Origin of the sequence: Micromonospora chokoriensis, assembly GCF_900091505.1 — a bacterium.
GTDB classification, from domain to species: Bacteria; Actinomycetota; Actinomycetes; order Mycobacteriales; family Micromonosporaceae; genus Micromonospora; species Micromonospora chokoriensis.
In genome coordinates this window covers 3,325,941-3,338,676 of the sequence record NZ_LT607409.1, presented here as the reverse complement: position 1 = coordinate 3,338,676, position 12,736 = coordinate 3,325,941, and the positions used below count along the sequence as shown (strand labels likewise).

Below are 12,736 nucleotides of genomic sequence, written 5' to 3'. Positions count from 1 at the left end.
GTTTCCGTTAGCCGAAGACGGAAAGTGTCCAAGATTCACCCCGTCAGCCCCCTCCGATACCCCGACCGGCGTCTTCGGCATGGTCGAACCACCAGACGCACAGAGCCGTTCTAGGGTGCGAGTTCGTCGGCCCGGTCCAGCAGCGCCCGACGCTCGGCGGTCGAGCCCACCATCGCCGCCGCCTCCCGGAACAGTCCGGCGGCCCGACGTCGGTCACCCTGCCGGGCCACCAGATCGGCCTCCACCGCCACGGCCAGCGGGTAGCCGTCCAGCCCTCCCCCGGCACGCGCCGCGTCGAGCAGCACCAACCCGACGGCCGGCCCGTGCGCGTAAGCGCGGTTCAGCGCGATCACCGGGGTGGGCCGGATGTCTGCCAGCGCGTCGTAGGCCCGCGCGATCGTCGGCCAGTCGGTGTCGTCGGGGCAGGCTGCGATGGCGTGGCAGGCGGCGATCCGGGCCTGCCACGCGTACGGCCCGTCGTGGCGTACTCCCGGGTGAACAGCAGGTACCGCACCGCGAGGACGCCGGCCCGGCCGGCACCCGCTACGGGATGCCGGCCTGCGCGATGCGGGTCCGGGCCCGGGTCAGCCGTCGGGTCATCGTCGACTCGGTGCACCGCCGCGCACTCGAACGGTGGTGGCCGCGCTGGTCGGCGCCAGCACGTCGCCGGTCAGGCGGTGTTCCGGACACCCTCCCCCGAAGAACGTCGGTCAGTCTCCGCTGGCGGCACGGCGACGGGCCTCGCGGGTCTTCATGGCGTGCTCCATCAGCGTGACGAGCACCTCCTTGCTGGACTCGCGCTGCCGGGCGTCGCAGAGCAGCACCGGCACACCCGGGTCCAGGTTCAGCGCGGCCTGCACCTCGTCGAGCCGGTACTGCCGGGCGTCGGCGAAGCAGTTCACCGCCACCACGAACGGCGTGCCCCGACCCTCGAAGTAGTCGATCGACGGGAAGCAGTCGGCGAGCCGGCGGGTGTCGGCCAACACCACGGCACCGATCGCGCCCAACGCCAGCTCGTCCCAGACGAACCAGAAACGGTCCTGGCCGGGCGTGCCGAACAGGTACAGCACCAGGTCGTCGCTGATGGTGATCCGGCCGAAGTCCATGGCCACCGTGGTCGTGGACTTCCCCTCCACCCCGGAGAGGTCGTCGATGCCGACGCCGGTCTCGGTCAGCACCTCCTCGGTGCGCAGGGGCCGGGTCTCGCTGACCGCACCGACCATGGTGGTCTTGCCCACGCCGAAGCCTCCGGCGACCAGGATCTTGATCGCGGTGGGCAGTGTCGTCGCTCCCGCCGGCCGGTCAGAGTGCCCGTAGTCCATTGATTACCGCCTCGAAGATGCTGTTGTCGGGAAGACCGGCCGTGGTCTGCGGCTCGCGGACCCGCACCAGGCTGCGGGCCGCCAGGTCACCGAGGAGCACCCGGATGGTGCCCACCGGCAGGTCGAGATGTGCGGCGATCTCGGCGACGGACTGAATGCGCTGGCACAGTCCGACGATCGCCACGTGCTCCGGACCGAGACCGACCTCCGGCGTGACCTCGGCTTGGGTCGCGGTGACCAGGGAGATCAGGTCGAAGGTGCCGGTGACCGGGCGGGCTCGCCCGCGCGTCACCGCGTACGGACGGACGACCGGACCCGCGTGGTCATCCACCCACTGATGGTCTGCGGACTCCCCCTGGACCGTCATCGCCGCTACCTCTCGTCGACCGACTGCTCAGTTGCGCGGGAAGGAGACGCGACGTACTTGCCGACGCGGGTGACCAGCATCGCCATCTCGTAGGCGATCAGGCCGACGTCGGCGTCCTCACTGGCCAGGACCGCCAGGCAGGCGTTGCGTCCGGCGGCCGTGACGAACAGGAACGACGACTGCATCTCGATGATGGTCTGCTGCACCTGCCCGCCGCCGAAGCGCTTCCCGGCGCCGCGGGCCAGGCTCTGGATGCCGGCCGCCATCGCCGCCAGGTGCTCACCGTCGTCCCGGCTCATCCCCTGGGAGGAGGCCATCAACAGCCCGTCGCTGGAGAGCGCGACCGCGTGTTCGGCCTGCTTCACCCGGCTCACCAGATCGTCCAGCAACCACGTCAGGTCGGCACTCGAAGCCGTCTTCTGCGCCACTTCGTCGTCCTCTTCTCGCCCGGCTGTTGCGCCGTGTTCATCTAGGGCTGACCGTCACGCCATGCGGGGTATCTCCGCACGTCGATGGCCGGTCAGGGGGCTTGGGGGTCCTCGTCGCTCGGTTCGGGCGTCGCCGCCGGCGGGGTGCCGGACGCGCCCCCGAGCAGCCGGGCCGCGTCGGTGCGGCCACGACGGGTGCCGGTCTGGTAGGAGCTCATCATCCGGCGTACCTGCTCCGGCGGACGCACCACATCCTCGTCGTCACCGTCCGACTCCGCAGGGTCGTCCCGTAGCTCGGGAACAATGTTCGCCTGTCGAACCCGGACCGGGAGACCGGAGTCGGTGCGCGCCGCCTCGGCCGGGTCGGGCGTCGGGGCGGCGCCGCCGGTGGCGGCCGAAGGGCTGTCGTCGGCCGTGACGGGTGCTTCCACGCGCTCCGCCCCTCGGGTGCGGCCGACAGAGGGCAGGCCGGTGGGCACCGTGGGGGCCTCCAGTGCCGGCAGGCCCGGGCCACGCCGGGTCCGGGTGGGCAGCTCGGGCGTACCGGTGGCGGGGGTCGTCCGCTGCCGGGTGGGCAGGCCGGTGTCGGCCTCGTCGGCCGACGTCGCCGGGTCGGCACCGTCCGACGTGGTCACTGCCGGGACAACCGTTTGCGGTACGTCCGAAGCGGTGGTCGTCGTGGCCGGCGCGACAGGTGCGAGGGTGGTCGAACGGCCGGTGTCGCCGGAACCCACCGACGGCGCCGGGTTGGCCGAGCCGGTCCGCATCGCGCCGGAGCCCTCCGGGCCGGGGCCGTCCTCGGTGACCAGGTCGAGCGGGATCAGCACGACCGCAGTGGTTCCGCCGTACGCCGATTCCCTCAACCGCACCCGCACGCCGTGCCGCTCGGTCAGCCGGCTGACCACGTAGAGGCCGAGGCGGGAGGCGTTCGCGAGGTTCAGCTCGGACTGGTCGACGATCCGGTGGTTCGCCGCGGCCAGGTCCTCCTCGCTCATGCCGAGGCCCCGGTCCTCGATCTCGATGGCGAACCCGTTGGCCACCGACTGTCCGCGCACCTCGACCGTGGTGTGCGGCGGGGAGAAGGACAGGCCGTTCTCGATCAGCTCGGCGAGCAGGTGGATCACGTCGCCGACCGCGCGGCCGGCGAGGGAGACCTCACCGAGCGGCAGCACGTTGACGCGGGTGTAGTCCTCCACCTCGGCCACGGCGCCGCGCACCACGTCGACCATCGGGACGTTACGCCGCCAGGCCCGACCGGGGGTGGATCCGGAAAGGACGATCAGGTTCTCCGCGTTGCGCCGCATCCGGGTGGCCAGGTGGTCGACCCGGAACAGGTCCTCCAACTCCTCCGCGTCGTGCTCACGGCGCTCCATCGCGTCCAGCAGAGTGAGCTGGCGGTGGACGAGTGCCTGGGTGCGGCGGGCCAGGCTGAGGAAGACCTCACGAACGTTGCGACGCAGGTCGGCCTGCTCGACGGCGGTCCGCAGGGCGGTTTCCTGGACGGCGTTGAACGCCTTACCGACCTGGCCGATCTCGTCGGTGCCGAATTCCAGCGGTGGCGCCTCGGTGGCCACGTCGACCTCCTCGCCGCGGCCGAGTCGATCCACCACGCGGGGCAGTCGCTCGTCGGCGAGCTGCCACGCGGCCTCCCGCAGTCGACCCAACTGGCGCAGCAGGGCGCGAGCGGTGGTGATCGAGACGACGATGGAGGCGATGACGGCGAGGAGACCCAGACCGGCGGCGAGCACCAGCCGGATGATCACCCAGACCGCCACCGGGGTGGCGCGCTCCACCAGAGCGTCACCAGCGGCCAGAACGACGGCTTCCTGCTCCTTGAGGGCGGGATCGATCGCGGCCTGCCACTCGTCGGCCTCGACCGGTGCCGGCGCGTTGGGGCGACCGGCGGTGACCATCCGGTCCTCAAGGGTGCGGAGACGGGTGAAGGCCTGCCCCTCGGTCATCTGGACGTAACGTTCCCGGTCGGCGTCGGGTAGCTCGGCCAACGCCTCGGACGCCAGGAACCGTTGCGCACCGACCAGGTGGGCGAACTCGGTGTACTCCTGGACGGTGACCCGACCCGCGGCGGCCACCCCGGCGAAGAGGGCGTCCTCCTGCGACATCAGCTCCCGCACCCGAACGAGCCGCGTGAGGCTGACGGTGTCCTTGGCGATCTGATCGTCGTCGAGTTGGCCCAGGACCGCGTACACCCGGAACAGCGAGTCGAGGACACCGGTGTACGCCGCGGCCGCGCCGGCCCGGTCCACCGAGCCGGAGACGACGGCCTCCCGCATCTCGCCGAGCCCGTCCAGTCGGGCGACCATCTCGTCGATCCGCCCGGTCAGTTCGTCACTCGACGCCAACCGGGCCCGCCAACTGCGGGCCGACTCGGCGAAGGTGGCGGCCTCCCGCTCACTGCGCTCGTGCTGCGCCTGCAACTGCTGTGCCAGGCCCTGGTCGCGGCGTCCCAGGTAGGCCACCGACATCCGACGCTCCCGTTGGAGTTCGGTGAGCAGTGACTCACTGGGTTGTACGACCTGCGCGTCGAGTCTCTGCACACCGAGCACGTTGAAACCGTCGCGCAGGGTCACCCAGGCCGCGAACGCCCAGAGCGCCGCGAGCGAGACCAGCAGGGCCACAATCTTGGTGCGCAAACTTGCACTGCGGGAAGCCATCCCACCCGTCCCTCAACCGTTTTGAATGGCTGAACGAGCCCAGCCCCCGGCCCGGCGCACGCTAGCAGTGTCCGGAATTTCCCTCAAGCAGTGCAGACCAACGGCTATCCCCACTATGGGCGGATCCAGCCGCGCCGCAGCCGACGCCTGAACGGCCGCCACCCGCCGCGCACATCATCATCGCCCCGATCATAGATCCATGTCACGCCACAATGGAGAGTCGAGGTGCCCCGGGCGACGCGTCCGCCGACCCGACCACCGTGCCCAGGGCACGAGGAGCCCCGACGACCTGCGGCGGAGGGTGGCCACCTCTGGATCATCACGCCTCAAAGCGCTCGGCTCAGCCGTTTCCACCCCACGCTGAGCAGGGCGTGGAACAATCCGCTGCGCGCGGGAGACCGGCACGTCGCCACGTCGCCGTCGGTGTGGTCCGGCCGATGACCGGAGCGCGACAGGGGTACGAATCCAGGCGTTTCCGGTGCCGCTGTGCCAGGCTCAGGAGCATGGACGACAAGACCATCCTGAACCGGATCTCCGAACTGGTGGACGAGGAACACAAGCTGCGTGCCGAGGCCCAGGCCCACGAGTCGGGCACCGCGGGCGAGGCCAGCGAGCGGCTGCGCGCCCTGGAGGAGTCCCTCGACCAGTGCTGGGACCTGCTGCGCCGCCGCCGCGCCGCCCGGGACACCCACGGCGACCCGGACGCACAGGGCGAACGCCCCAAGCCCGAGGTGGAGCGCTACCTCCAGTGACGGCACAGCGGGTCGGGCGGTCCGACCGCCCGACCCGCCCCGATCAGCGCAGCCCCGCCTCGCGGAGCAACTCACCGGTCAACGTGTGGGGATCGGTCCGCTCGGCCGGCAGGCCCCGCGCCGCGAACCAGGTGCCGACCACCCGCACGTCGCGCGCCAGGAACTCCGGACCCTGCGGGTTGGCCACCACGTCGACCACCTGCGGCAGGTCGATCACGACCAGCCGCCCCTGGTGCACGAGCAGGTTGTACGGCGACAGGTCGCCGTGCGCGTAGCCCGCCCGGGCCAACACCCGCAGCGCCTCCACGAGTTGTGCCCACAGGTCGCGCAGCTCGGCCGGACCGGGTCGCAGCTGAGCCAGCCGAGGAGCGGCCTGCCCCGACTCGGCGTCGCCGACGAACTCGAGCATCAGTTCGGTGCCCCGTAGCTGCACCGGGTACGGCACGGCGATCCGGTCGTGCCCGGCACCGATCTCCCAGAGCCGGGCCAGGGCGGCGAACTCCGCCGCCGCCCACTGCCCGGCGATCATCTGTCGACCGAACGCCGTGCGGCCCGCCATCGCCCGGTTCTCCCGGGAGCGGCGCACACGGCGCCCCTCCAGGTAGCCGGCGTCGCGGTGGAACAGCCGGTGCTCGGGGTCACGATAGCGTTTGACCGCCAGCAGACAGGACCGGTCGGTGTCGGGGACCGCCCGGCGGACCAGGTGGACGTCCGCTTCCTTGCCGGTCTTCAGCACACCCAGCTCGGTGTCCCGGGCGGCCAACTCGGTGACCAGCCAGGCCGGGTGTGGCTCTGGCCCGTGCACGGCGTCGTCCCAGGACGACCAGCTGTCGCCGGTGTCGGGATCGGGTTCGCTGTCCGGGTCGGCGGGCGGCGGGACGGGCCGCCCGCGCTTCAGGAACTGTGGTTCGTCGTCGTCGAAGCGGCTCTTGCCGCGACTCCGGCGCTCCAGCGCCGGAAGGTCATGATCGCGCACTGTGGTGAGGTTCCCTTGGTCGAGGCTGAGATAGGCGGCTGGAAGCGACCTGCGAAGACGGCCATGACCGACCTCCTCTCCTCGACCGGGCCCTCGCCCGGGACGCACGATGCGTGGGACCATGCTCGCCGCCGACGCGACACCCGGTCAACCGAATTACCGCCGACGCGCGCCGGTGCGCCGCGACCGCCCCCACGGGGAGGATTGCCTCAGCGGGCGAGAACGATGGCCACTGCGGCGATCAGCCCGTCCACGGTGTGGCTCGGCGCGAACCGGACGTCCGACCAGGTCCGCCCCCGGTGCAGCCAGATGCTGGGCAGCCCGACGGCAGCGGCGCCGCCGATGTCCGCCTCCGGGCTGTCGCCGACCACCCAGGCGCCGCGCAGCGGCATCCGGACCCGTTGGGCGGCGAGCGCGAAGATCCTCGGATTGGGCTTGCTGACCCCGGCCTCCTCGGAGATCACCCAGTCCGCGACGTACCGGTCCAGGCCGGTCTGACGGATCTTGGCGTCCTCGACGCGTACCGTGCCGTTGCAGACCACCACCGGCACCCAGCCGGCGTCGTCGGCGATGCGCAGCGCGCAGGCGGTCAGCGGATCGAGCCGGGTCTGCGCCACCACCCCGTCGTGCAGCTCCTCCACCAGGTCGATCGAGGGGATGCGCAGCTCGTAGCGGTCCCGGATGGCGTCGGCGAGATCCCAGCGGTCGGTCAGACCGTCGGCGTCGATCGAGACCAGCCAGTCGATGTCCGTGTGGGGCGCGCCGATGCCGTCCAGGAAGCGCTCACCCCAGCGGCGGAACGGCCCGGCCCGATCCAGCAGGGTGTTGTCCAGGTCCAGCAGGAGCAGTGGCACTCGGGCACCCTACGGGACCGACGTGTCCGCCAACAGAGCCGGCGGGTTTCGACCTCACCACGTGCTCAGCCGGACATCGACACCCGGGCCCCGCCCTGGTCCGGCAGTCGATCGGCGAGCATCGAATGGGCCGTCCGGGTGGCCGCGAGCACGGCGGGATCCAGCGTCGCCACGAGCACCGTCGTGCCCTCGTCGGCGCCCCGCGCCAGCACCCGCCCTTCCGGGTCGTAGACGGCCGCGCCGCCGTTGAAACGCCACGGGTCGTCGCCGCCGACGGCGTTGGCGAAGACCACGAACATCGTGTTGTCCAGGGCGCGCGCGGCGTAGTAGAGGTCCCGGCGGTGCTCGGAGCCGGCCAGGTATCCGCTGGGGCACAGGTAACCGTGTGCGCCGTCGAGGGCGGCGGCCCGCCCGTGCTCGGGGAAACAGCCGTCGTAGCAGATGCCGAGCCCGAGCCGCCAGCCGTCGACGAGCAGCGTGGCACCCCGACCACCGGCGTTGAACAGCTCGCGTTCGTCACCCCACAGCTGCTGCTTGTCGTACCCCACCCGGACCTCGCCGGCCCGGTCGACCACCAGCGCGGCGATGGTCCGCCGACCGTCCGGGTGCCGGACGGCGGCACCGACGACGACGGTGACGCCGACGTCGCGCGCCGCGTCGCGCAGCGGGTCGAGCCGGGGATCCGCGACCACTCCGGCCGGATCGGCCGCGACGTCCGTGCCGGCCGGGTCGGCGGCCAGGGTCGGCGGGTGGTACGCGCAGAGGAACAGCTCGGGCAGGACCGCCACCCGGGCGTCCCGCTGCGCGGCCTGGCGGACGAGGTCGGCGGCGAGGAGCGCGTTGCCGGCGACATCTCCCGGCACGGGTGTGGCCTGGATGGTGGCCACGGTCAGCGGCGCGGCGGGGACGGTCTGCGGCGAGGTCACCGGGCGATGGTAGTTGGGACACTCCCAAGCCGTACGTACGGTTTGCGTGACCCGGGGTGACCTGCAACGATCGACGCGTGCCCAGAGTAAGTCAGGACCAGCTCGATGCGCGCCGGCAGGAGATCCTCGCCGCGGCCCGGGCGTGTTTCGCCCGGCTCGGCTACGAGGGGGCGACCGTCCGCCGCCTCGAGGAGGCCACCGGCCTGTCCCGTGGCGCCATCTTCCACCACTTCCGGGACAAGGACTCGCTCTTCCTGGCCGTCGCCGAGGACGACGCCGCGGCCATGGTCGAGACGGTGGCCCGCAACGGTCTGGTGCAGGTGATGCGTGACCTGCTCGCCCGCGCCGTCTCCCCGGACACCACCGGCTGGCTGGGCAGCCAACTGGAGGTCTCCCGCCGCCTGCGCACCGACCCGGCGTTCGCCAAGCGCTGGGCGGAGCGGTCCGCCGCGATCGCCGAGGCGACCCGCGACCGGCTGGCCCGCCAGCGCGACGCCGGGGTGCTACGCGAGGACGTCCCGATCGACGTGCTGGCCCAGTTCCTGGAGCTGGCCTACGACGGCCTGGTGCTGCACCTGGCCATGGGGCGACCGGCCGGTGACCTGGGCCCGGTGCTCGACCTCGTCGAGGAGGCGGTCCGCCGCCACTGAGCGCGCGGACAGCGGTCTGTCGGCCGTGGCGGGGCTGCTCCACAATGGGGCCGCGGATCCCTCCGGTGACAGGAGCAGTCGATGATCGTGTACGCCGCGTCCGGTGACACCTGGGGCATCTCCGGCCCGACCTTCCTCCGGTTCTACCTGGTGGCGACCGCCGTGGTGGTGATCGTGGCGGTGTACCACCGGATCCGTCTGGCGGCCGGTTCGACCACCGCCATGACCGCCGACCCACTCGGGCCGCAGCAGGTCGCGTACCTCAACGGTGGACCCCGACTCGCCGTCCACGCCGCGCTCGGCGGTCTGCGCGCCAGCGGTGCGATCGGCGTACGCCCGGACCGCCGACTGACCACCGTCGGTGCCGCACCGACCGGGCTCACCCCACTGGACCAGGCCATCCACTGGGCCGCGCACCAGCACGCCCGCGTCGGGGACCTGCCGAAGGACGAGCGCGTACGCGTCGCCGTGAACCAGATCCGCAACGGCCTGGAGCAACGCGGCCTGCTGACCGACGACGCGCAGCGCGCCCGTGCCCGCTTCTGGACCACACTCCTGATCGGCCTGCTGGGCCTCGGTGTGCTCCGGTTGGCCTCCGGCCTGTTCGGCGGCCGCCCGGTCGGTTACCTGCTGCTGACCCTGGTGACCCTCCTGATCGTCACGCTGGTGCTGCGCCGGGCACCCGCGCTCACCCGGGCCGGCCGGGCCGCGCTGCGCGGCGTGCGCCGCGAGCACACCCACCTCGCCCCGGCCTCGGCGCCGGCCTACGCCACCTACGGAGCGGCCGGCGCGGCGATGGGCGTGGCCCTGTACGGCACCGCCTCGCTCTGGGCACTCGACCCGGGCTTCGCCGAGCAGGCCGAGATCCAGCGCCAGGCCGCCTCCGGCAGTGGCTGGAGCGGAGGCGGCGACGGGTCGTCGGGTGGCGGTGACAGCTCCGGCTCGGACGGCGGCAGCTCCTGCGGTGGAGGCGGCGGATGCGGCGGCGGGGGGTGCGGCGGATGACCGGCCCGTCCGGTGTCGGCATCGGCTGGCGTCCGGAGATCGCCGGTTTCGTGGCCGAGCTGCCCGGGTTGCGGTTCGTCGAGGTGGTGGCCGAGGCGGTGCCCGCGTCCGGGCCGCTTCCGCCGGGCCTGGCACAGCTGCGGGAACGCGCGGTGACTGTCGTACCCCATGGGGTGCGGCTCTCGCTCGGCGGCGCCGAACCGGTCGACCCGACCCGGGTCGCGCACCTGGCCGCGGTGGCGCATCGTGTCGACGCCCCGCTGGTCAGCGAACACATCGCGTTCGTCCGGGCCTGCGGCCTGGAAGCCGGGCACCTGCTGCCGCTGCCCCGCAGCCGGGAGGCGGTCGACGCGGTCTGCGCCAACGTGGCGCGGGCGCAGGCCGAGCTGCCGGTGCCGCTTGCGCTGGAACCGATCGCCGCGCTCGTCGACTGGCCCGACGACGAGTTGGACGAGGCGGACTTCCTCACCGAGATCCTCGACCGGACCGGCGCGCTGTTGCTGCTGGACGTCGCCAACGTGCATGCCAACGCCCGCAACCGGGGCACCGATCCGCTCGCGTTGCTGGACCGGCTGCCGCTGGAACGCGTCGCGTACGCCCACGTGGCCGGCGGCGCGGAGCACGGCGGCTTCTACCACGACACCCACACCGACCCGGTGCCGGCGGCGGTGCTGGAGCTGGTGGGCGCGCTCTGCGCCCGACAGCGACCACCGGCGCTGCTGCTGGAACGGGACGGCCACTACCCGCCGGCCGCCGCCCTGCGCGCCGAACTGGACGCCCTGGCCACCACCGCCGGCTTCCCGGCCGTGACATGACCGACGCGGGCGACAGCCGGTCGACACCCCGGGCGGGGCTGGCCGAACGGCAGGCCGAACTGGTCGCGGCGCTCGTCGCCGGGGGTCCTGCGCCGGCGGGCTTCGCCCCGGGACCGCTGGCCGCCACCCGGGCCGCCCTGCTGCGCAAGCGGGCCGGCGACGTGGCCCGGCACTGGCCGCTCCTCGCCGCCGGCCTCGGCGTCGGATGGTCGAGAACGTTCGCCGACTGGGCCGCCCGGCGACCCACCGCCGGGTCTCTGCGCGACGGTTGGGACCTGGCCCGCGCGCTGCGTGACCAGCACGCGCTCCCCCCGTCGGCCGCCGAGGAGCTGGCCCTGCGGGAGGCACACCTGCGCTACGACGGACGGCGGACGCCACGTCCGCGCCGGATGCCGGCGGTGGGCCGCGCCGGCGGGGCCGTGGCGGTGCAGATCGCCGGTCGGGTACGCCTGCTGCGCCCCGCCCCGCGCCCATCGACGACGGCCACCGTTGGTGGCGACGACGTGCCGGATACGGCAGGATCGGGCGTATGGATCTAGGGCTGACCGACCACGTGTACGTCCTCACCGGCGCCTCCCGCGGCCTGGGCTTCGCGACCGCGCAGTGCCTGGTCGCCGACGGGGCGCGGGTGATCCTCTCGGCCCGTGACCCGGAGGCCGTGGCCGCCGCCGCCCAGCAGCTCGGCGGCCCGGAGCATGCCGTGGGGTTGACCGCCGACCTGACCGACCCGGAAACCCCGGAGCAGCTCGTCGCGGCGGCCCGGGAGCACTTCGGTCGACTCGACGGCGCGTTGATCTCGGTCGGCGGCCCGCCGGCGGGCAACGCCGCGGCGATCACCGACGAGCAGTGGCGGCTCTCCTTCGAGACGGTCTTCCTGGGCACCATCCGCGCGGTCCGCACGGTCGCCGCCGCGCTGCCCGAGGGCGGCGCCATCGGGTTGGTGCTCTCCACCTCGGCCCGTGGCCCGGTGCCCGGCCTCGGCATCTCCAACGGTCTGCGGCCCGGCCTGGTCGGTGCGGCCAAGGACATCGCCGACGACTACGGCCCGCGCGGAGTCCGCGTGGTCGGGCTGCTGCCCGGCCGGATCCTGACCGACCGCAACCGGGAGCTGTTCGCCGCCACCGGCGACCCGGAGCGGGCCCGCGCCGACGCCGAGGCCGGCATCCCGCTGCGCCGCCTCGGTGACCCGGCCGAGTTCGGTCGGGTGGCCGCGTTCGTGCTCTCCCCCGCCGCGAGCTACCTCACCGGGATCACCGTGCCGGTCGACGGCGGCGCGCTGCGCGGGCTGTGACGCCGGGCCGGCCCGCGCGGGCCGGTGCACCGCGCAAGCCGGCCCGGTCGGTCGACGGTGACGGCGCGGTGACGCCCGACCCGGGCCTCCCATCGGCCGTCCGGCACCCACGGCCCACCCGGGCGGAGCTGGCCGCCGCCGCGGACCGGACCATCCCCGACGTCCTCGCGCCGGGCCTGGAGGTGCTCTTCGTCGGCATCAACCCCGGCCTCTGGTCGGCCGCCACCGGTTGGCACTTCGCCCGACCCGGCAACCGGTTCTGGCCGGCGCTGCACGCGGGCGGGCTCACCCCCCGGCTGCTGCACCCGAGCGACCAGGACGAGCTGCCCGCCCTCGGGCTCGGCATCACCAACATGGCCGCCCGCGCCAGCGCCCGCGCCGACGAGTTGAGCACCGAGGAACTGCTCGACGGCGCGGCGATCCTGACCGGCAAGGTGGCCCGCCACCGGCCGCGCTGGGTGGCGGTGGTGGGAGTGACCGCGTACCGGATCGGTTTTCAACGGCCGAAGGCCACGTTCGGACCGCAGGCGGAGACGCTGGCCGACGCCCGACTCTGGGTGTTGCCGAACCCGAGCGGCCTGAACGCGCACTTCACAGCGGTCACGCTGGGGCTGGCGTTCGCCGAGTTGCGGATGGCGACGGACCTGCCGGACCGCCGCACGCCCCCGACGACCTGAC

General features: G+C 73.2%; 15 protein-coding genes. 7 read left to right on the top strand and 8 right to left on the bottom strand.

Annotated features, from left to right (window positions below):
• Positions 1–110: 110 nt before the first annotated feature.
• The 5 genes from GA0070612_RS32120 to GA0070612_RS15760 all read right to left on the bottom strand — a co-directional run bounded on the left by GA0070612_RS32120 (position 111) and on the right by GA0070612_RS15760 (position 4,789).
• Positions 111–353 carry a hypothetical protein gene (locus GA0070612_RS32120; protein ID WP_197699386.1) on the bottom strand — a complete coding sequence of 81 codons (243 nt, stop codon included), beginning with the start codon at positions 351–353 and terminating at the stop codon, positions 111–113.
• Positions 354–710: 357 nt separating this feature from the next.
• The gene (locus GA0070612_RS15775; RefSeq protein WP_088988582.1) at positions 711–1,322 is read right to left on the bottom strand and encodes a GTP-binding protein; all 612 of its coding nucleotides are present in this window, start codon (positions 1,320–1,322) and stop codon (positions 711–713) included.
• Complete coding sequence (locus GA0070612_RS15770) at positions 1,303–1,689, bottom strand: DUF742 domain-containing protein (protein WP_088988581.1); 387 nt, start codon at positions 1,687–1,689, stop codon at positions 1,303–1,305. Before GA0070612_RS15770 ends, GA0070612_RS15775 begins: the two co-directional genes overlap by 20 nt.
• Before the next feature lie 5 nt (positions 1,690–1,694).
• Positions 1,695–2,117, bottom strand: coding sequence for a roadblock/LC7 domain-containing protein (locus tag GA0070612_RS15765; RefSeq protein ID WP_088988580.1), 423 nt, complete (start codon positions 2,115–2,117; stop codon positions 1,695–1,697).
• 92 nt (positions 2,118–2,209) lie between these two features.
• On the bottom strand, positions 2,210–4,789 hold the full coding sequence (locus GA0070612_RS15760; RefSeq protein ID WP_088988579.1) for a sensor histidine kinase: 2,580 nt from the start codon (positions 4,787–4,789) through the stop codon (positions 2,210–2,212).
• A 503-nt stretch (positions 4,790–5,292) separates the two neighbouring features.
• Here GA0070612_RS15760 and GA0070612_RS15755 point away from each other — a divergent pair.
• Positions 5,293–5,541, top strand: a complete 249-nt coding sequence (locus GA0070612_RS15755) for a DUF2630 family protein (RefSeq protein ID WP_088988578.1) — start codon at positions 5,293–5,295, stop codon at positions 5,539–5,541.
• Between the two features lie 43 nt (positions 5,542–5,584).
• On the opposite strand, the gene GA0070612_RS15750 is transcribed toward GA0070612_RS15755, so the two are convergent.
• From GA0070612_RS15750 to GA0070612_RS15740, 3 genes are all read right to left on the bottom strand, one after another.
• Positions 5,585–6,517, bottom strand: a complete 933-nt coding sequence (locus GA0070612_RS15750; RefSeq protein WP_088988577.1) for an RIO1 family regulatory kinase/ATPase domain-containing protein — start codon at positions 6,515–6,517, stop codon at positions 5,585–5,587.
• Positions 6,518–6,726: 209 nt separating this feature from the next.
• Complete coding sequence (locus GA0070612_RS15745; RefSeq protein WP_088988576.1) at positions 6,727–7,371, bottom strand: HAD family hydrolase; 645 nt, start codon at positions 7,369–7,371, stop codon at positions 6,727–6,729.
• Positions 7,372–7,436: 65 nt separating this feature from the next.
• Entirely contained in the window at positions 7,437–8,297 is an 861-nt protein-coding gene (locus GA0070612_RS15740; RefSeq protein ID WP_088988575.1) for a carbon-nitrogen hydrolase family protein, read from the bottom strand.
• A 77-nt stretch (positions 8,298–8,374) separates the two neighbouring features.
• Between GA0070612_RS15740 and GA0070612_RS15735 the strand changes: the two genes are divergently transcribed.
• The 6 genes from GA0070612_RS15735 to mug all read left to right on the top strand — a co-directional run bounded on the left by GA0070612_RS15735 (position 8,375) and on the right by mug (position 12,735).
• Positions 8,375–8,947, top strand: coding sequence for a TetR/AcrR family transcriptional regulator (locus GA0070612_RS15735; protein WP_030337284.1), 573 nt, complete (start codon positions 8,375–8,377; stop codon positions 8,945–8,947).
• Between the two features lie 81 nt (positions 8,948–9,028).
• A complete protein-coding gene (locus tag GA0070612_RS15730; protein ID WP_088988574.1) occupies positions 9,029–9,952 on the top strand; it encodes a TIGR04222 domain-containing membrane protein in 924 nt (307 codons plus the stop codon).
• Positions 9,949–10,767, top strand: a complete 819-nt coding sequence (locus GA0070612_RS15725) for a DUF692 domain-containing protein (protein WP_088991535.1) — start codon at positions 9,949–9,951, stop codon at positions 10,765–10,767. Before GA0070612_RS15730 ends, GA0070612_RS15725 begins: the two co-directional genes overlap by 4 nt.
• On the top strand, positions 10,764–11,306 hold the full coding sequence (locus GA0070612_RS15720; RefSeq protein ID WP_088988573.1) for a hypothetical protein: 543 nt from the start codon (positions 10,764–10,766) through the stop codon (positions 11,304–11,306). Before GA0070612_RS15725 ends, GA0070612_RS15720 begins: the two co-directional genes overlap by 4 nt.
• The gene (locus tag GA0070612_RS15715; RefSeq protein WP_088988572.1) at positions 11,297–12,058 is read left to right on the top strand and encodes an SDR family oxidoreductase; all 762 of its coding nucleotides are present in this window, start codon (positions 11,297–11,299) and stop codon (positions 12,056–12,058) included. Before GA0070612_RS15720 ends, GA0070612_RS15715 begins: the two co-directional genes overlap by 10 nt.
• A gap of 68 nt (positions 12,059–12,126) precedes the next feature.
• The gene (gene mug, locus GA0070612_RS15710; protein ID WP_088991534.1) at positions 12,127–12,735 is read left to right on the top strand and encodes a G/U mismatch-specific DNA glycosylase; all 609 of its coding nucleotides are present in this window, start codon (positions 12,127–12,129) and stop codon (positions 12,733–12,735) included.
• The last annotated feature ends 1 nt before the right edge of the window (position 12,736 follow it).